Here is a 19,243-nt window from a genome sequence, read left to right on the forward strand (position 1 = left end):
ATGAGTAGTAATTCGAATAACCGCCATGAGGTCATCGAACGCAATGTTGGTCTATTAGCCATCTGCATTGTGTTTGCGATTAGCTTAGGCGCGCTTGTGGAAATCACGCCGTTGATTTTCCAAAAACAAACCACTGAGCCAGTAGAAAACTTAAAACCCTACACGGCATTGCAGTTGGAAGGTCGTGATATTTATATCCGCGAAGGTTGTAATGTTTGTCACAGCCAAATGATTCGTCCTTTCCGCTCTGAAACAGAACGTTATGGTCATTATTCAGTCGCTGGCGAAAGTGTTTGGGAGCATCCATTCTTGTGGGGCTCTAAACGCACAGGGCCTGATCTTGCGCGAGTGGGTGGACGTTACTCTGATGAGTGGCATCGCGTACACTTGATGGATCCGCGTGAGTTGGTACCAGAGTCAAATATGCCGGGTTTTCCGTGGTTAGCAGAAAATATGCTTGATGGTAAATATACCAAACAAAAAATGGCGTTATTCCGTAATCAGTTTGGAGTGCCATACACGGATGAACAAATTGAAAACGCACCAAAAGAAATCGAAGGTAAATCAGAGATCGATGCTCTAATTGCTTATCTTCAATCTCTTGGTCATGCAATGAAATAAGGGGCGATTATGGATATCGGTACGATACACAGTATTTGGACCATTGTTCTGTTCGTTAGTTTTATTGGCGTCGTATGGTGGGCATTTGGTAAAAGCCGTAAAGCTCGCTTTGAGGAGGACGCGAATATGATTTTTGCTGATGAGCAAGAACGCCCTTCACATGAACAAGGAGTGACTAAGTAATGACGACGTTTTGGAGTCTTTGGATTATCATCATCACCGTTGGTACGTTGCTTGGCTGTGCTGCGCTTTTGTATTGGTGCCTGAAGGATAAAATGGGCGTTGAAGAAGGCAAAGACATGGGCCACGAGTATGATGGTATTCGTGAAATTAACAACCCATTGCCTAAATGGTGGACGTATCTATTTGTTGGTACTTTCATTATTGCTGCGACTTATCTTGCTCTCTATCCTGGTCTGGGTAACTTTAAAGGTTTACTTGGCTGGCAAAGCTCAGATCAAACCGTGCGTTCTTTAGAAGAGTCAAAAGCTTCGATTCAAAATGCACAACAAGAAAAACGTTTGGTCCAATACGCGAAAGAGTTGGATGATGCGGACGCATATTTTGGAGAAGCATTTAGAAAGCTGGCTCATGTTGAAGGTTCTTCCGAGCTCAGGCCTGTACCAGAAATCGCTGCAGATCCGGAAGCGGTCAAAGTAGGACAGCGTTTGTTTTTACAAAACTGCTCTCAGTGTCATGGTTCTGATGCCCGTGGACAAAAGGGTTTTCCTAATTTAACAGATGATGCCTGGCTGTACGGTGGCGAGCCGCAAGCGATCGTAACAACTCTGATGCATGGTCGTGTGGGGCAAATGCCATCATGGAAAGATGCCCTTGGTGAGCAGGGTGTTCAGGAAGTGGTCAGTTATACGCTGAGCTTATCCGGCCGTAAAGTGAATGCACGTGAGGCTGAAGCTGGTCAAAAACGCTTCGTGGTTTGTGCAGCTTGCCATGGCACAGATGGTAAAGGTAACCCTGCAGTTGGCGCTCCGGACTTAACTGACCGAGATTGGCTATTTGGTGGTACTCGAGCTGATGTTACGGAAACCGTGATGAATGGCCGTTCTGGTGTAATGCCTGCGTGGAAGGACATTCTCGGCGAAGACAAAATTCAGCTTGTCGCATCTTATGTTTGGAGCTTAAGTAACTCGGACTCACAAGAGCAATAATTGAAAGCTGTACCGGCTTCATCATGAGGCCGGTCATATTCCCCCCTATTCATGTTGAGATCTTTTTTATGGTAAAGCCTTGGTATAAGCAGTTTTGGCCCTGGTTTCTCATTATTCTACCGTCCATCGTTGTTATCTGGACGATAATTACGGTCATTGTCTTTTCTCAGAATTCTGTCTCTTTGGTCACCGAGGATTACTATAAAAAAGGGAAAGGTATTAATATCGATTTATCGAAAATTGATGCTGCTAAATCTCAGGAGCTGTCAGCGACTATCGCCTCTACGGGGCAACAGATCGTTGTTCACTTTGATAAAGGTCAGCTAACGCATTACCCCGCACTTAACGTTATGTTTGCGCATCGGACTTTACCCGATCGCGACTTTTCTCGAATGCTCAGTGCGGACGCCAATGGGAACTACCGGCTTGATTTGGACAGTGAACTTCAAGGCCCATGGTTTATCGAAGTCACACCTCATGATCAGTCATGGTTAATTCAAGGTCGAGTTCAATTCCCTAGCCCTTCACCTGTTCCTCTTATTAATTGAGGTCGTATGAGCAAAACGTGTTACCACTGTGGTGAAGATGTACCAGTCGGCACGGACTATAGTGTAGAAATATTAAACAAGCCACGCACCATGTGTTGTCCTGGCTGTCAATCTGTCGCACAAACCATCGTTGATAGTGGTTTAGTCTCTTACTACCAGTATCGAACTCAAACGGCCGATAAAGCGGATTTAATTCCAGAGCAGCTCAGTCAACTCGCCTATTATGACAACGAAGATGTCCAATTAGATTTTGTTCACGACATCGATAACGCCAAACAGGTGACGCTGTCACTAGAGGGGGTATCTTGCGCGGCTTGTGCATGGCTTATAGAAAAGCAATTGATGCGTCAGTCAGGCGTCATCGAGATTCGCGTCAATACCACAACCCACCGAGCGCACTTAAAATGGTCTCCAGAGCAAACAAGTTTAAGCGAAATTTTAACGGCTATTCAAAAGCTGGGCTATAAAGCCGCGCCGTTTGAGGCTGACGAGCAAGAACGAATCTATCATCAGTCGATGAAACAATATTTATATCGATTAGGCGTAGCGGGTTTGGCCACTATGCAAGTGATGATGCTTGCCGTGGCACTGTATTTTGAAGTATTTGGGGACCTAGACACTTCGTTTCGTAATTACTTTCGCTGGGTAAGTTTCATCTTCGCAACCCCTGTCTTACTTTATTCTGCTTCGCCGTTTTATGTCAGTGCTTGGCGAAGTATCAAAGGACGCACCTTAGGAATGGACGTACCTGTGTCCATTGCTCTACTTTTTGCTTATATAGCCAGCTTTATTGCGACAGTCACAGAGCAAGGTGAGGTCTTTTTCGAATCCATTTCGATGTTCACATTCTTTTTGCTGGTTGGCCGCTTTCTTGAAATGCGCGCAAGGCGCAAAGCTGCGGCAGCCAGTGGCAATTTATTGAAGCTGATTCCCGCCATGGCAACGACTTTAGATGGTGAGACGATTGCTGTACGCTCGCTTAAATCGGGCGATAAAATCCGAGTGCTACCGGGTGAACATATTCCAGCAGACGGTACGATTATTAGCGGCCAAGTACATATCGATGAATCGATGTTAACGGGAGAATCTGAACAGGTTGCTAAACACGTTGATGATAAAGTTTATGCAGGTACCTTGAACGGTGCAGAAGCGTTTGAGCTATTGGTTACTGCATCGAAAGCACAATCTCGAATAGCCAGTATCATTCGTCTGCAAGATGAAGCACAGCTTTCCAAGCCTAGAATTGCTGAATTAGCGGATATTGTCGCACGCTATTTTGTTGGAGGGCTATTATTGACGGCCGCTGCAACCTGGTTCTATTGGCAGCAACATCGCCCAGAAGATGCGTTTTGGATTATGCTGTCGGTCCTTGTGGCGACGTGCCCGTGCGCACTCTCTTTAGCAACTCCAACCGCTATCACCTGCGCTGCATCACGCATGGGTGAGCTTGGTATTATTCTAAGAAAAGCGCATGTCTTTGAAACCTTATGTAAAGTCAACCATCTGATCGTTGATAAAACAGGGACATTAACTCAAGGCGATATTCAACTTCATCATGTTGAAGTCTTCGAAGATTGGCAGCGACAAGATGCGCTAAAGCTTGCTGCTGCGTTAGAGTCTTTCGCTAACCACCCTATCGCCCGCGCTTTTCAGCCATACAAAGATGCGAGTATCGAAGTTGATCAAGTAGAAAATAAAATTGGTTTAGGCGTTCAAGCGATTTATAACGGAAATACCATTCGAATCGGTAAAGCCAGTTTCGCGCTAGATTCTGAGTTTACGTCAAACGAAACGGCAATTTATTTATCTCAGAATGCTCAGCTTATCGCCAAATTTTATTACTACGACCCACTTCGCTCGGATGCAAAAGCATTGATTGATTCGTTTAAAGCGAGTGATATTCAAATCACCTTATTAACGGGCGATAACGCCTCAAATGCACACAATATTGCACAACAAGTTGGTATTGATAACGTTATTTCAGATTCAAGCCCGGAAGATAAACTAGCATATCTAACCACTCTAAAAAGTGACAGTGTCACCATGATGATCGGTGACGGCATTAACGACGCACCAACGCTTTCTGGTGCTCATCTTTCCGTTGCTATGGGCGGCGGAACCGACATAGCAAAAGCCTCTGCAGATATGGTTCTGCTTGGGGATAACCTTGGGCAAGTCATGAAAGCTCGAGAACTTGCTCGTTTTACTCGGCGGATCATTCACCAAAACCTTGCTTGGGCGCTGGGTTATAATGCGCTGATTTTGCCACTTGCCGTAGCAGGTTTTATTGCGCCCTATTTTGCTGTGGTTGGTATGTCTGCGAGCTCAATTATTGTAGTATCTAACTCATTGCGTCTTTTAAAAGAAGCGAGCTCAAAATAATGGAAAGCCTTTATATCCTTATCCCTATCGCGATTTTGTTGGTTTGTTTAGCGATAGGCATATTTGTGTGGGCCGTAAAAAGTGAACAATTTGAAGATCTCGAGCGTCAAGGACACAACATTTTATTTGATGACGATGAAAAATCGGATCGCGACAACCCATGATAAATACTGATTGGTTTGCCGCTTTTTTGATTGGTTTTGTCGGAGCTGGCCATTGTATGGGAATGTGTGGCGGGATAGCGTCACTGTTAAGCTTAGGCCAACCTCACCAATCTAAGTGGACTCCTTTGCTTTATAACTTCGGACGAATTGCAAGTTATATGCTGTTTGGTGCGTTAATCGGCGGCGCATTTGCGACTATAGCGAGTCTCAGTTCGCTTAATCAGGGGTTAGTGTGGCTTAGAATTGTTGCTGCACTGTTTATGATCATGCTGGCTTTATATATTGGTCAATGGTGGCAAGGATTACTGAAAATCGAAGCTCTAGGACAGGCTCTTTGGCGCCAAATCTCTCCATTTGGTCAATCCCTTCTTCCTCTAAAATCTCCGTTCCACGCAGTGCCTTTTGGATTTATTTGGGGTTGGCTGCCGTGTGGTCTTGTTTATTCCACATTAACCTGGGCCGCGGTGTCAGGTAGCGCGCTCAACGGATTGATGATCATGCTGTGTTTTGGGCTCGGCACTCTGCCAGCTATGCTATTGGTTGGCTATGGCGCTCCACATTTTAAACAATGGCAGCAGGCTAAATGGTTTCGCTCCCTTGCTGCGACTTTACTATTGATTTACGCTGCCTTCCTACTCATAGAAAGTATCAATATGCTCAACTAAAATTGTTAGTTGATTGAATTTATAGGTATTTTTTAGCTATCCTTTACTTTTAATGGATGCTAAAATGTTGATGTATATCAAATTAGTGCAAGGTTATTATGATTTCAGAGAAACCAGCAACAAAGCGCGTTCAATCTGGTGGCTGTGCAATTCACTGCCAAGACTGCAGTATCAGCCAACTTTGTATTCCTTTTACTCTCAATGAAACCGAGCTGGATCAGCTTGACGAAATTATTGAGCGTAAAAAACCTATTCAGAAAGGACAAGAGCTCTTCAAAGCTGGAGACGAGTTGAAATCCTTGTATGCTATCCGTTCTGGTACCATTAAGAGCTATACCATAACAGAACAAGGTGACGAGCAGATTACAGCCTTTCACCTCGCGGGCGATTTGGTTGGTTTTGATGCGATTACGGAAGACTCTCACCCAAGCTTTGCTCAAGCGTTAGAAACCTCTATGGTTTGTGAGATTCCTTATGAAATTTTAGACGATCTCTCAGGTAAAATGCCAAAGTTACGTCAGCAAATCATGCGTTTGATGAGTAATGAGATCAAAGGCGACCAAGAAATGATTCTGTTGTTATCGAAGAAAAACGCAGAAGAGCGTTTAGCCGCATTCTTGTATAACCTATCCACTCGTTTCTCACAACGTGGCTTTAGCCCTCGTGAATTTCGTTTGACCATGACTCGTGGTGATATCGGTAATTATCTTGGCTTGACGGTGGAAACCATCAGTCGCTTATTGGGGCGTTTCCAAAAATCGGAAATCCTCAGTGTAAAAGGTAAATATATCACCATTCTTAATCATGATGCGTTGATGGAATTGGCTGGCGTATCTAAAGATTCTTAATAAACTTCAATGACGTAGCTCAAAGCTGAGCTGCGTCATACTTCTTCAATCCACTTCTAATTTTTCCTCATCATCTCTGCCAAAACTAAGCTAAAGTAATCATAAGGGTCTCCTCGTTATTAAGGAGTAAATATGAGTATTTACAGTAAGATTTTAGTAGTCGCTGATATCAATCACGATGAACAACCTGCCCTAATTCGTGCTATTCAACTTGCGGAAAAGAGCCGTTCAAGAAGCCGAATTACTTTCTTCCTGTCCATATACGATTTCTCGTATGACATGACATCCATGCTATCGTCTGATGAGCGAGATGCAATGCGGCGAGGAGTTATCCAGCAACGTGAACAGTGGATGAGAACGGTCGCTGAGCCCTACTTAACGGACAACTTTGATTTCGACATTAAGGTGGTGTGGCATAATCGACCTTACGAAGCCATCATTGCAGAAGTGTTTTCAGGTCAACACGATATTGTGATAAAAGGAACACGAAAACATGATGTTCTTGAGTCGGTGATTTTTACGCCGACGGATTGGCACTTACTTCGTAAATGTCCATCCCCTGTACTCTTAGTGAAAAATGCCCATTGGCCGAAAGACGCCAGTATCTTGGCCTCGGTCCACGTAGGTTCTGAGATGGAGTCGCACATTGACCTCAATGACAAAATGGTCGAACAGCTGCAAAGCCTCTCAGAGCGTTTGGACGCCAAGCCTTATTTGGTGAATGCCTATCCTATCACGCCCGCCAATATTACGATTGAATTGCCAGAGTTTGATCCGACAACCTATACTGATGCGGTGAGAGGTCATCACTTAACCGCAATGAAATCATTGCGACAAAAACATGGGTTTGATGAAGAGCAAACTGTCGTAGAGCAAGGGTTACCGGAGGAAATTATTCCTCAAACCGCTGAGAAATTAAACGCAGCGATGGTTATTATTGGCACGACAGGACGTACCGGGCTTTCTGCCGTATTCATCGGTAATACAGCAGAACACGTTATTGATAAAATTGATTGCGATATCTTGGCACTGAAACCAACGGGATACGTAAGTCCGCTCGATCCTAAAGAGGCGGTTTAACCATTTTGGGCTTATATGCAATAACAGTGTCTCAAAAATCCTCGCTTTCATCGCGAGGATTTTTTTGGCTTGAGTTCGCATTTATTGTGGAATCTGTAATAGATATCCGTATCATACCCACTCATTTCGTTTTGAAGATTAATGAAGCAGAAATTAATGACTGAACAAAAGCAAGAGCCAAGTAAAGCGCAGCAATACAACTTTAATAAGTTGCAAAAACGCATTCGACGCAACACTGGACAAGCGATCCAAGACTTCAACATGATTGAAGATGGCGATCGTATTATGGTTTGCCTTTCTGGTGGTAAAGACAGTTTCACCATGCTAGACATGCTGATGAGTTTGCAAAAAAGTGCGCCGATTTCATTTTCATTAATTGCTGTTAACTTAGACCAAAAACAACCCGGTTTCCCTGAACACATTCTTCCTGAATACTTAGACAGCCTTGGTGTTGAGTATAAGATTGTTGAAGAAGACACCTACTCTATCGTTCAAGATAAAATTCCGGAAGGTAAAACCACCTGTTCTTTGTGTTCTCGTTTACGTCGAGGCATCTTGTATCGTACGGCGAAAGAATTGGGCGCGACTAAGATAGCGCTTGGTCACCATCGCGACGATATTCTTGAAACGTTGTTTTTGAATATGTTCCATGGCGGAAAAATGAAGGGGATGCCACCTAAGTTAGTATCAGATAATGGTGAACATGTCGTGATTCGTCCCCTTGCCTACTGCCGTGAGAAAGACATCATAAAATATTCTGATATGAAGTCTTATCCTATTATTCCTTGTAACCTATGTGGTTCCCAACCGAACTTGCAACGTCAAGCGATTAAGCAGATGCTCAATGATTGGGATAAACGTTATCCTGGCCGAATCGAGACCATGTTCCGAGCGATGCAAAATGTTGTCCCAAGCCATCTTGCCGATTTTGAACTGTTCGATTTCAAATCGATTGATAAAGATTCAGGGGTGATTAACGGCGGTGATATCGGTTTTGATAAAGAAGATATGCCAGCGTCACCTACTGTTGAAGATGAGTTGGTGAATGAATTTGACCCTAGCCTTCAGCTTGATGTAACCAATATTTAATGCCATTACTATCTTTGATAGAAAAAGAGGCGACTTAATGTCGCCTCTTTTTTTCAGCAAAATGGTATGTTAATCGGCATCAGGAAGATAAGGCAATACTCGAGATGTTTCGGCTGGCAACGTTAAATACCCACCTTGAAGCTGAGTTAATAGGACTTGTGCCTTGCCGTTGGTTATTGGCACAGAATGCCCATCAGACAAAACCACTTCACCGCTGTTTATCTCTGTAAACTCAAAGGTTAATCCTTTTACTTCTGGAGTAAACCAACTGGCAAACATTCCGCCTAAATCTTCAAGTAAGGTTTGCATTTGTGGAAGGATTCGCGCCATTTCGTTCGCTGTCACACGGCCTTGGAGTGATTGTTTCGTCATTACCACCATAGAAAAGTCACACTGTAACTCTTGAGGCGTATCCACAAAGACTAAAGGATTTGCCTGGCGTAGGTTACTATCAATCGGTACCAAAAGTTCATGATTTTCAGATACTTTTAGGCGTTCATAGTGTTGTTCTTTCTCCATCCATGCTTTGTTTATTGGGCACAAATTCTTGTTCTGCGCATTCACGAAGAAGAAAGCGATTTTCACGTCATCGTGACCTTCTGACGCATTAGATTTCATCTGCGAGTACAACTTTGAATAGGTAAACATATACTCTTGGGCGGACAGATGAAAAGAGGCGCAGACGGATGCTGCGCCAATGAATAGTGTGCTAAGCGTTTTATGCATATTACGGCTGATTACTCTTGTTCATGTTGCCAGAAGTGCTCATTATGCCGAATCATCGCTTTAAGATCGTTGACGTAGTCGTCACCTCTTTCAGAATATTTCAGTAAACCATCCGCCAGAGCCATGGCCGCATTAACCGAGTGTAACTCTTTTCCCTGCTTTTGACGCTGACGGCGTATTTCACGTAAATCTTCATAAGCACGATTTCGGTTTACATTCATAAAGTAACGATGAATCGACTGTTGAACCGACTTAAACTTGGCCACTTCGTGACTTTTGCCATCGGAACGCTGCATCGGCACCAAGCCACATCCGGAGGAATAACACCATTGCCCAAAAAAGTTGTTACCCTGCTTGGCAAAACGTGACGTTCCCCAAGCAGACTCATTCGCCGCTTGTACCAAGACTAATCCCTCAGGAATTATATTTACGCGCTTGAGAAGACGGTCAAACAACACATTATCAATCCCTTCTTCAACTAACTTGACGTTGTAACGAGCTGCGATCTCTTTGATAAAACGCATATTCTTCGCGTTTAAGGTCATATTCTGAAAGCGTTCGCGCACGTGCTCTAGTTGCACTCTTTCTTCAAGGATGCGTTTATTTTCCCAAGCAATTCCAGGGCGAAGGTAGTCAAAGAAGGTTTGCTTCTTTGTATCCACATCGCGAATTGCGCTGAAGTCGGGTGGCGTGGAGACTTTTTTCGGGATGATCGGCCAGTCATGAGAGACCGTAAATTGGAGCTGCTGCTTATTTTGGTATGAGATAAAACTATACGTGGCAACCAAAACAGTTGCCACAAGTGCGAAGAATTCGGATTTACGCATTAAATACCTGTGAGTTGTTATTGTCGTCATCACCACCGCTGCCTTTGTGGGTACCAGTGGAAACTATTTTCAGGCGAATCCCAAACATATTGCGATAAATCACCCCCTTCGCATGGAAGAAAAACGGAAGGACGAAAATTAAACCTATGCCGTAAAACATCGCGGCGATAACAAACATGACTAAAATGACGAAATATACACCAGCCAAAGTCAGCAACTTTTTGTTTGCCGCCCGCAGTGACAACAGTAAAGCTTGCATTGGTGGAATATTCTTCTCGCATATCAACAGAATGGTATTACTGAACGCAAGTGAAAAATACAAGGAAAGGAATGGAAGTAACATACCGGCAAGGATCTGGATCACTAGTCCGATCAGTGTGACGATAATGACAGGTACCGTAAATTGCAGCCCTTTACTGATGTGCTTGAGCTGAGTTTTAAGGCCTGCAGCATGGCTCATCGCCATCAAGCAAATACCAGCATAAATAGGCGCACTGACGACTTCATAACTGAAGTTGGCCATCACAATGGCTTGCACCACATTTTGGTTAAAAGCTTCCGGATCAGAAAGCGAGTCGACAATAATCCCTAAGTCACCAAGTTGCAGTTTCAACGCAATATAAAAAATCAGCGCTTGAAGAGCCAAAAGCACAATGATAGCTGGGGAAAAAGAGACAAAATGTTTGATGGTTTGCTGCCAAGCTTCTTTTAATACACTACCGACTTTCAACTCATATTGACCAGAAAGTGCGGTCTCGATCGTACCACCTAAGTTGAAATCAGTTTTTATATCTTTATTCATTACGGATAATCCATAACTCCGTGAAGTCATCTAAAGGAGCTAAGTAGTTGATAAAATATTAGCTTTATTATACCTAAAGCGCGCTTTTACGAAAATCATAACCTCGCTTAAGTCACTTGCTTTATGGTCTGTATGGATAATAATTGACCCGGCTGCACAGTGGAAATAAGTAAAGTAAAAATTCGTTACTTTACGAGTAAAAACTTTTTCTTTTGAGCCCTCATAAATTGCTTTAATTTCACTATATTGAGGATTATCATGCGCGCCTAATTTCGTCGAAAATTTGGGCGTAATATCACATCGCTTTCCCTGACAGAATAGGAGAAAAACAGGCATTGAATGAGCAAACACAAATGACCCCACCCGTGGTGCGGCTGACTAACGTCTCAAAAAGCTTTGATGATAAGGAGATCATCCGTCAACTTAATCTTGACGTAAACCACGGTGAGTTTCTTACCATTCTCGGCCCTTCTGGCTGCGGAAAAACGACAGTACTTCGCATGATCGCTGGATTTGAATCCGTCGATAACGGAAGCATTGTTTTAGATGGGCAAGATGTTACTCAAATCTCTGCTGAGCATAGACACGTTAATACTGTATTTCAAAGTTATGCCCTATTCCCACATATGACGGTTTATGACAATGTCGCGTTTGGTTTGCGAATGCAAAAAGTGCCTCAATCTGAAATCGAACCGCGAGTGATGGACGTATTGAAAATGGTTCGCCTAGAAACCATGGCTCAGCGTAAACCTCATCAATTGTCTGGCGGCCAACAACAACGAATTGCCATTGCACGTGCCGTGGTCAACAAACCGAAAGTATTGTTGCTGGATGAATCTTTATCGGCATTAGACTACAAGTTACGTAAGCAGATGCAAATTGAGCTCAAACAGCTTCAACGTCAGCTCGGTATCACTTTTATTTTCGTTACTCACGATCAGGAAGAAGCGTTGTCCATGTCGGATCGCATTATTGTGATGCGTGAAGGCGTAATAGAACAAGATGGCACGCCACGAGAAATTTATGAAGAGCCTAAAAATCTATTCGTAGCGCGCTTTATCGGCGAGATAAATGTGTTTAATGCTGAGATGATAGAGCGCCTTGATGACAAGCGCATCCGTGCCCAAATTGAGGGCGTTGAGTCTGTCGTTTATTACCAACACAGCGCCCAGGCCGGTGATAAACTTCAAGTCTTACTGCGTCCTGAAGATTTGCGAATTGAAGAAATTAAAGAAAGCGAACAAAAAGGGATCGTTGGCCATGTGGTCGAACGTACTTACAAGGGGATGACGCTCGATTCCGTTGTCGAACTCGAGTCAGGGGACCGAGTGATGGTCAGCGAGTTCTTTAATGAAGATGATCCTGATGTGGATCACTCACTTGGCCAAAAAGTGGCCATTACTTGGGTTGAAAGCTGGGAAGTGGTACTCAAAGATGACTCGCAAATTTAATCTTCAAACCGCCATTATTACCTTAGTTGTTGGGTGGCTAGGCCTATTTGTACTGCTACCCAATGTGATGATTATCGCCACTAGCTTTTTAACTCGTGACGAAGCGAACCTAATTGACCTGACGTTCACCGTCGACAACTATGCGCGCCTTGCCGATCCTTTATACGCCAAAGTGCTTATGCATTCGTTTTATATGGCGGGTGTTGCTACCGTATTATGCTTAATCATTGGTTATCCGTTTGCTTATATCGTGGCTAAAATGCCAGAACGCTGGCGCCCTTTTATGTTGTTTTTAGTCATCGTGCCTTTTTGGACCAATTCGTTAATTAGAACTTACGGATTAAAAATTGTATTGGGCACGCAAGGCATTCTCAATAAGTCTTTACTTTATTTGGATATTATCGATAAACCTTTGCGTCTAATGTATACCGAGGTGGCCGTGATGATTGGCTTAGTCTACATCTTGCTACCGTTCATGATTTTACCGTTATATTCTGCCATTGAAAAACTCGACAACACTTACATCGAAGCCGCGAGAGATCTTGGCGCGAACAAACTTCAAACGCTACTCAAAGTCGTTTTACCTTTGACCATGCCGGGAATCGTTGGAGGGTGCCTGCTGGTGATGTTACCCGCACTTGGTATGTTCTATATTTCTGATCTTCTTGGCGGGGCTAAAAATCTGTTGATTGGTAACGTAATTAAGAGTCAGGTACTTAACGCGCGCGACTGGCCTTTTGGAGCCGCAACGAGTATCGCTCTAACCATTGCAATGGCAATCATGCTTTATGCCTACTATCGCGCCGGTAAGCTGCTGAACAAAAAAGTGGAGTTGAACTAATGGGACGCACTATTCGCTTTAGCTTTATGGGGTTGGTTTATGCGTTTCTTTATCTCCCTATCATCGTGCTTATTGCTAACTCATTTAACAGCAACAAGTTTGGCATGCGTTGGGATGCTTTCACTCTGAAGTGGTACGAAACGTTAGTCAACAACGATAGCTTGATGCAAGCCGCGTGGCACTCTATTAACGTCGCGGTATTTTCGGCCACAGCAGCAACGATAATCGGAAGCTTAACGGCAGTAGCTCTATTTCGCTATCAATTTAAAGGTAAAGCTGCCGTAAATGGACTGCTGTTTGTGGTAATGATGTCCCCAGATATCGTGATGGCTATCTCTTTGCTGGCTCTGTTTTTGGTTCTTGGTGCCCATTTGGGGTTCTTTACATTATTGATTGCTCATATCACCTTTTGTCTTCCGTTTGTGGTGGTCACCGTGTACAGCCGACTGAATGGCTTTGACGTTAAAATGCTTGAAGCTGCCAAAGATTTAGGAGCGAGTGAATGGGTCATTTTAAAGCAAATATTGTTGCCATTGGCAAAACCAGCCGTGGCTGCAGGATGGCTACTGAGTTTCACTTTGTCACTTGATGATGTGATTATTAGTTCTTTTGTTACAGGCCCAACCTATGAAATATTGCCTTTGAAAATCTATTCAATGGTGAAAGTGGGTATATCTCCTGAGGTCAATGCACTAGCAACCGTGATGCTGGTAGTCTCTTTGATTCTAGTCATCATTTCTCAGCTGATAGCACGCGAAAAGCACGATTTAAAATAAACTCACAAGCAGCAGATAACCGTTTCTGCTGCTTTTTTGTATCACTTCCAAGACCGCCGAATCATTTGTAAACCGATGACGGTAAAGTTGGCTAATTCCTAAGCTGACGACAGTAAACTTCTTGTTCTAGACTCCCTATTTTGCTTTTCGCTGATATACTTACCCTGTTTGTCACTTTTATCGTCACGATAAATTCATTTTCACCCAGACTACGGCAAGCGTAGCCAAATAAAACGGAACTGAAATGAAACGTAAATTCTTTGCGGGCGCACTTTGCGCGGCGAGTCTCTTCACCTCATCTGCTATGGCCGACGATCAGGAATTGTATTTTTACAACTGGTCTGAGTATATCCCTAATGAAGTGCTAGAGGATTTTACAAAGGAAACGGGTATTAAAGTTATCTATTCGACTTACGAGTCGAATGAAAGTATGTATGCCAAATTGAAGACGCAAGGCTCTGGTTATGATCTTGTTGTCCCTTCCACGTATTTTGTCTCCAAAATGCGTAAAGAAGGCATGCTTCAGAAGATTGATAAGTCCAAACTTAACCACTTTAAAGATTTAGATGCCAACTTTTTAAACAAGCCGTTTGATCCAGATAACAGCTATTCGATTCCTTATATTTGGGGAGCGACCGGTATCGGCATTAACTCGGATATGCTTGATAAATCAAGCGTCACTAAGTGGGACGATTTTTGGGACAGTAAATGGGAAGGTCAGCTGATGTTGATGGATGACTCACGTGAAGTTTTCCATATCGCATTAACTAAACTGGGTTACTCTCCAAATACGACTAACCCTGATGAAATTAAAGCAGCTTATGAAGAGTTAAAGAAATTGATGCCTAATGTTTTGGTTTTCAATTCTGATTTCCCAGCGAACCCTTATCTTGCAGGTGAAGTCTCGCTCGGTATGTTGTGGAACGGTTCAGCGTACATGGCACGTCAAGAAGGCGCATCGATCGATATCGTTTGGCCTGAAAAAGGGACTATCTTTTGGATGGATAGCCTTGCCATTCCAACAGGCGCTAAAAATATCGATGCGGCTCATAAGATGATCGATTTCTTGCTGCGACCTGAAAACGCTGCCAAAATTGCCCTAGAAATAGGCTATCCAACACCGGTTCAAACCGCCTATGACCTCCTACCGAGTGATTTTGTGAATGACACTAACGTCTTCCCTCCACAAAATGTGATGGACTCAGGGGTATGGCAAGACGAAGTGGGTGAAGCAAGCGTACTTTATGATGAATACTTCCAAAAACTTAAAGTTGGCAACTAAGTTTCGATGGATAATATAAAAAAGCGGCGTAGAGCCGCTTTTTTATTGGAACAAGATGACAGTAGCTACTGCATTGCTAACAACTCATCCACCAGCTTGGGTACCTCCTCACTGGCTTTACCATAACGCTTTTCTTCAAACTCGGTTTCGACGGCGCTTGGTTCTAGGTTGATTTCAATGGTATGGGCGCCATGCATTCTCGCATCATGAACAAAACCGGCAGCCGGATAGACAACACCTGAAGTACCAATTGATACAAACAAATCAGCTTGCTCGATCGCGTGGTAAATTTCGCCCATACGCAGTGGCATCTCGCCAAACCAAACAATGTGTGGACGCATTTGAGCTGGAATTTGGCAACAATGACACAACTCGCCCATATGGATATCGTCATTGTGCTCAATCACTTGGTTCGACTCACTACATCGTGCCTTCAATAATTCACCATGCATATGAATGATGTTGGTTGTCCCGCCTCGTTCGTGCAAATTATCGATGTTTTGAGTGACCACCGTGACCTGCCCTTCAAGCTCCCGCTCTAGGCGACCAAGCGCAATGTGCGCAGGATTAGGCTGTATTGCCGGATCTTGCAGCTTACGGCGGCGCTGGTTATAAAAATCTTGAACTAATTCTGGGTCGCGAGCAAACCCTTCAGGCGTCGCAACATCTTCTATACGGTGATTTTCCCAGAGACCATCTTGAGCACGAAAGGTTTGAATGCCCGATTCTGCGGAAATGCCCGCGCCCGTTAAGACCACAATATTTCGATAAGGAAATTTCATACGGCTTCCTTGCTAAATCTCAGTTGACAATAGCTTAGCACTCTAGCCTAATGAACAATAGCCTTGAAAAATAAGACCATGGTCTACTATTGAGGCATTTCGCACCTTACCTTAATGTTTACTGCACACAAAATCGGCCAACCAGGCTTGTACTGGTCCAGGCATTTCGTTGGTTAAAACAAGGTATTCGCTATTCATGTATTCGTTAGCGACCGATTTAGAAGCCGACAGTTGAATAATAAGCGGGCTAGAAAGATCACGTGACGCCTCGATGATAAGATACAGCTTCGGGCTCAGTGAAAATAGATTGTTTCGATAATCGAACTCTTGTACACGGGATAAAGCCAATGTTGCTGTGTGTGAATCAGTTTGTTGAGCTTCTAAATCAAATCCCACCAGTTGCCATTGTGTCAGTTCCCCAATACCTGTCGTAATCTGATGCTCTTTTAGATTGCAGCCTATTAACCAACTACATTGCGTTTTTATTGCTTTCGTTGTGCTCGCCATGCCCCACCTTTACAGTATGATGCATCTATTTAATTACACTTTAGTTTATTTCTCTTCGCCACCAACAACCATCGGTTTAAAAATTGACCGTGCTCGCTTTTATTAGGAAAAGACGCAATAAGTGAATCATTTTCAATACATTATTCACCTCCTCAGTGAGTTACGGGAGGTATTGATCAGGAGAATATTTTGCTTGGCTACCATCGCGTTTGCCCGTTTCATTGAGTGCGACAATCTCAATGATGACACCAAATGTCATTTCCTATTGATTGTTGCAGGTCCAAAATACGCCACCACCTATTCTTAAAAATATAAATCAAAGAGTTATCAGTGGTTCCAATGCGTATGTTGATTCGTCTCATTTTAATTATTTCTCTACTCCCTTGCGTGTGTTTCGCGAGTTGGCAATCTGAGTTGCAACCGGAGCCTAACATCACTTCTGAGTCTCTAGAGATACAAAGTAAAGTGGCGGCGCTTCCTGATTCCTTGTTCATTGATACTGAAGCTCAGCAACATATAAGGCCGCTTTTGATCGCGACACTTAACCAGCAAGTTGAGCAGCTCGCCCACTTTCAAGCGAGCCTTAATCGTTATCGACATACCCGCAGTGATAAAAATTGGCGCGCCGCGCAAGCCAATTATCTAACGCTTAATAGCCTAGGGGCGAGCAAAGAACGGTTAATTGAATTGGCTGATACTCATACGCGAGAGAGGCTCACTGGGTTTGGTCCCTATGGCGTCACTCAGTTTAAGCTTGAATGGAATCTCACACTGCTGAATGCGGAGTATCTCCTCTATTTTCAGTTGCGCAGCTTTCAAGCTCTGGTGCGTGATTTGATGATTTCTCCGATACCCGTCATTTGGGCTGGCATAAAGGTGCTACTGATTTACTGTGTCTTGATCTGGTGGCTAACGAACAGCAAACGTTTGATCACGCTTTTTCATCGCACCTATATTGAAAATAAAACACAACCCGCGTTTTGGGTTCGGTGCATTTGGTATTTAAGCCAAGCCAACCGCGCCATTGCTTGGCTTATCGCCATCACTTTGTCACTGCGGGTCCTTTCCACCATTCCAAGCCTCCAGCATCTTATCTATTTGGAAATATTAACTTGGTGGGTACTGGGTGGTTCTATCGCCATCAGCTTCCTTCTTGAGTTTGCAGCTCGTAATAGCCGGTCGTCACAGAAAGAAACCTTGGTGCTGCGCCTTAAAACCATTCGGCGTTATGTCTGGAGCATCATTTTTGCTGGGGTTATTTTACAAATATCCATGCGCACCCTTGGTAAAACCACAATTTATTATTGGATCACGAGTGCTCTCTATTTCTGGTTTATTGTCGTCACCATTAGTGCTTTGAACCTATGGCGTAAAAAAACCTTTTGTGAAGTCGAATCTATTAGTGACAGACCTGCCTGGGTTAACTGGGCTGTTCGACACCAAAATACATGGGTTATACGTATTCTCGCTACGGCAATCGCCATTGTATGGTTAATAACACACCGGCTAAAACTACGAGTCATGACGCAATTGTCAAATTATCAATTCTTTAGCCAGGCATTAGCGTATCTGTTTCGTATCGAAGTCTCTAAAAGTTCTGGAGACAATCATACAGAAAACCACCTCACGGCAATCAAAGGCGATGCAGCCTACGATTATGTCTTACCCGGCAGCGATAGCAGTGAACTTATCGATTACGCGACCCAAGAGATCGAACAACTCGGGCGATATTTGCTATCAGATAGCCCGTCAATGTGTGTGGTTTCAGGGGAAAGAGGTATAGGCTCAACCACGGTGATTAATCAATTACAAAGCCGAGTCAAGAATGCAACCGCAATTTATGTTAACTGCCCATATGATGGCTATTCAGCATTACTCAGATCGCTAAACCAAGCTTTTGGGCTCGCTGACGATACCAGTGAAGTTCAGCTACTCACTCATCTTCGCCAATCTGAAAATAATTATTTTATCACCATTGATAATGCGCAGCGCTTAGTAAAGCCGATGGTGGGCGGGTTAAAACATCTGATCCATCTCACTAACTTACTTCGCCGAACACATGGACATCATCGTGTCCTATTCGCTATTGAAAAAGCCAGTTGGAACTTTATCGACCGCGCGCGTGGTGAGCGACTGTTATTTGATTTCGTCGCTTTTCTTCCGCGGTGGAATGAGAAGCAAATGGCGGAATTACTGTCTACGCGAATCAATCACCAGGGGCAAAAATCACTGTCGTTTGATGGCTTGACTGTTCCGAAACAATGGGATCAAGACGACATATCAGAGGAAGAGCGAGCAATGCAGGGCTTTTTTCGGATTCTTTGGCATTACTCCGATGGTAACCCAACGATAGCACTTCGTTTTTTCCGATTATCTCTGCGTATCGATAAGCATCATGAGCAAGCTTATGTGCGGCTATTTAATGCGCCCCAATCTCAGGAACTGGAAAAAATGCCCAAACCGATGTTGGCCGTACTAAGATCCGTCGTCCAACTCGAAGTCTCTTCTCCGGAAGAGGTTTCGCAATGTACTCAACTTAGCATTGCAGAAGTTCTAGGTACCTTACGCTACTTTCAAAGCCGCGGATTTATTGAGTGGAGCGAAGAAAAAGCGCGCATTTCCGACCATTGGTTTCGACACATTACAAATGTATTAGACCGTCAACATTTGCTGGTGAAGTAAT

Annotated in this window: 20 protein-coding genes; 15 read left to right on the plus strand and 5 right to left on the minus strand. The window is 43.7% G+C overall.

The genetic code is table 11. From position 1 onward, the window contains the following. From ccoO to ttcA, 10 genes are all read left to right on the plus strand, one after another. Complete coding sequence (ccoO, locus tag M1D72_RS14555; RefSeq protein ID WP_390189939.1) at positions 1-621, plus strand: cytochrome-c oxidase, cbb3-type subunit II; 621 nt, start codon at positions 1-3, stop codon at positions 619-621. A gap of 9 nt (positions 622-630) precedes the next feature. Continuing rightward, positions 631-804, plus strand: a complete 174-nt coding sequence (locus tag M1D72_RS14560) for a cbb3-type cytochrome oxidase subunit 3 (protein WP_390189935.1) — start codon at positions 631-633, stop codon at positions 802-804. Beyond that, positions 804-1,790, plus strand: a complete 987-nt coding sequence (gene ccoP / locus M1D72_RS14565; protein WP_390189934.1) for a cytochrome-c oxidase, cbb3-type subunit III — start codon at positions 804-806, stop codon at positions 1,788-1,790. The genes M1D72_RS14560 and ccoP overlap by 1 nt, the downstream gene beginning before the upstream one ends. A gap of 68 nt (positions 1,791-1,858) precedes the next feature. Beyond that, on the plus strand, positions 1,859-2,338 hold the full coding sequence (locus M1D72_RS14570; RefSeq protein WP_390189932.1) for a FixH family protein: 480 nt from the start codon (positions 1,859-1,861) through the stop codon (positions 2,336-2,338). A 6-nt stretch (positions 2,339-2,344) separates the two neighbouring features. Then, positions 2,345-4,720, plus strand: coding sequence for a heavy metal translocating P-type ATPase (locus M1D72_RS14575; protein WP_456295638.1), 2,376 nt, complete (start codon positions 2,345-2,347; stop codon positions 4,718-4,720). Continuing rightward, positions 4,720-4,884 (plus strand): cbb3-type cytochrome oxidase assembly protein CcoS, encoded by a 165-nt coding sequence (gene ccoS / locus M1D72_RS14580; protein ID WP_456295639.1) that lies wholly within the window; start codon positions 4,720-4,722, stop codon positions 4,882-4,884. Before M1D72_RS14575 ends, ccoS begins: the two co-directional genes overlap by 1 nt. Next, positions 4,884-5,549 (plus strand): sulfite exporter TauE/SafE family protein, encoded by a 666-nt coding sequence (locus tag M1D72_RS14585; protein ID WP_456297398.1) that lies wholly within the window; start codon positions 4,884-4,886, stop codon positions 5,547-5,549. Before ccoS ends, M1D72_RS14585 begins: the two co-directional genes overlap by 1 nt. 98 nt (positions 5,550-5,647) lie before the next feature. Then, a complete protein-coding gene (locus M1D72_RS14590; protein ID WP_390189929.1) occupies positions 5,648-6,397 on the plus strand; it encodes an FNR family transcription factor in 750 nt (249 codons plus the stop codon). A 132-nt stretch (positions 6,398-6,529) separates the two neighbouring features. Further along, a complete protein-coding gene (gene uspE, locus M1D72_RS14595; RefSeq protein ID WP_456295640.1) occupies positions 6,530-7,477 on the plus strand; it encodes a universal stress protein UspE in 948 nt (315 codons plus the stop codon). A gap of 156 nt (positions 7,478-7,633) precedes the next feature. Then, positions 7,634-8,566, plus strand: coding sequence for a tRNA 2-thiocytidine(32) synthetase TtcA (gene ttcA / locus M1D72_RS14600; RefSeq protein ID WP_390189926.1), 933 nt, complete (start codon positions 7,634-7,636; stop codon positions 8,564-8,566). A 69-nt stretch (positions 8,567-8,635) separates the two neighbouring features. On the opposite strand, the gene M1D72_RS14605 is transcribed toward ttcA, so the two are convergent. Genes M1D72_RS14605 through M1D72_RS14615 form a run of 3 tightly spaced genes read right to left on the minus strand, consistent with a single transcriptional unit; the run spans position 8,636 to position 10,921 of the window. Next, positions 8,636-9,292: a DUF2987 domain-containing protein gene (locus tag M1D72_RS14605; protein WP_456295641.1), complete on the minus strand. Its 657-nt coding sequence runs from the start codon at positions 9,290-9,292 to the stop codon at positions 8,636-8,638. A gap of 11 nt (positions 9,293-9,303) precedes the next feature. After that, positions 9,304-10,119 carry a glucosaminidase domain-containing protein gene (locus tag M1D72_RS14610; protein WP_456295642.1) on the minus strand — a complete coding sequence of 272 codons (816 nt, stop codon included), beginning with the start codon at positions 10,117-10,119 and terminating at the stop codon, positions 9,304-9,306. Beyond that, entirely contained in the window at positions 10,112-10,921 is an 810-nt protein-coding gene (locus tag M1D72_RS14615; RefSeq protein ID WP_456295643.1) for a hypothetical protein, read from the minus strand. Before M1D72_RS14615 ends, M1D72_RS14610 begins: the two co-directional genes overlap by 8 nt. Positions 10,922-11,238: 317 nt before the next feature. Here M1D72_RS14615 and potA point away from each other — a divergent pair, with 317 nt between their 5' ends. The 4 genes from potA (at position 11,239) to M1D72_RS14635 (ending at position 15,271) form a co-directional block, all read left to right on the plus strand. Beyond that, positions 11,239-12,372 (plus strand): spermidine/putrescine ABC transporter ATP-binding protein PotA, encoded by a 1,134-nt coding sequence (gene potA / locus M1D72_RS14620; RefSeq protein WP_456297399.1) that lies wholly within the window; start codon positions 11,239-11,241, stop codon positions 12,370-12,372. Further along, entirely contained in the window at positions 12,356-13,213 is an 858-nt protein-coding gene (gene potB / locus M1D72_RS14625) for a spermidine/putrescine ABC transporter permease PotB (protein WP_390189921.1), read from the plus strand. Before potA ends, potB begins: the two co-directional genes overlap by 17 nt. Beyond that, positions 13,213-13,989: a spermidine/putrescine ABC transporter permease PotC gene (potC, locus tag M1D72_RS14630; RefSeq protein WP_456295644.1), complete on the plus strand. Its 777-nt coding sequence runs from the start codon at positions 13,213-13,215 to the stop codon at positions 13,987-13,989. The genes potB and potC overlap by 1 nt, the downstream gene beginning before the upstream one ends. Before the next feature lie 244 nt (positions 13,990-14,233). Next, positions 14,234-15,271 carry an extracellular solute-binding protein gene (locus M1D72_RS14635; protein ID WP_456295645.1) on the plus strand — a complete coding sequence of 346 codons (1,038 nt, stop codon included), beginning with the start codon at positions 14,234-14,236 and terminating at the stop codon, positions 15,269-15,271. Positions 15,272-15,336: 65 nt separating this feature from the next. On the opposite strand, the gene cobB is transcribed toward M1D72_RS14635, so the two are convergent. Next, positions 15,337-16,053, minus strand: coding sequence for a Sir2 family NAD+-dependent deacetylase (cobB, locus tag M1D72_RS14640; RefSeq protein WP_390189914.1), 717 nt, complete (start codon positions 16,051-16,053; stop codon positions 15,337-15,339). A 111-nt stretch (positions 16,054-16,164) separates the two neighbouring features. Then, the gene (locus M1D72_RS14645; protein ID WP_456295646.1) at positions 16,165-16,560 is read right to left on the minus strand and encodes a DUF3305 domain-containing protein; all 396 of its coding nucleotides are present in this window, start codon (positions 16,558-16,560) and stop codon (positions 16,165-16,167) included. Positions 16,561-16,899: 339 nt separating this feature from the next. On the opposite strand from M1D72_RS14645, the gene M1D72_RS14650 reads away from it, so the two are divergent. Beyond that, a complete protein-coding gene (locus M1D72_RS14650; RefSeq protein ID WP_456297400.1) occupies positions 16,900-19,242 on the plus strand; it encodes an ATP-binding protein in 2,343 nt (780 codons plus the stop codon). Position 19,243: the final 1 nt, after the last annotated feature.

Source organism: Vibrio sp. AK197 (assembly GCF_053903115.1).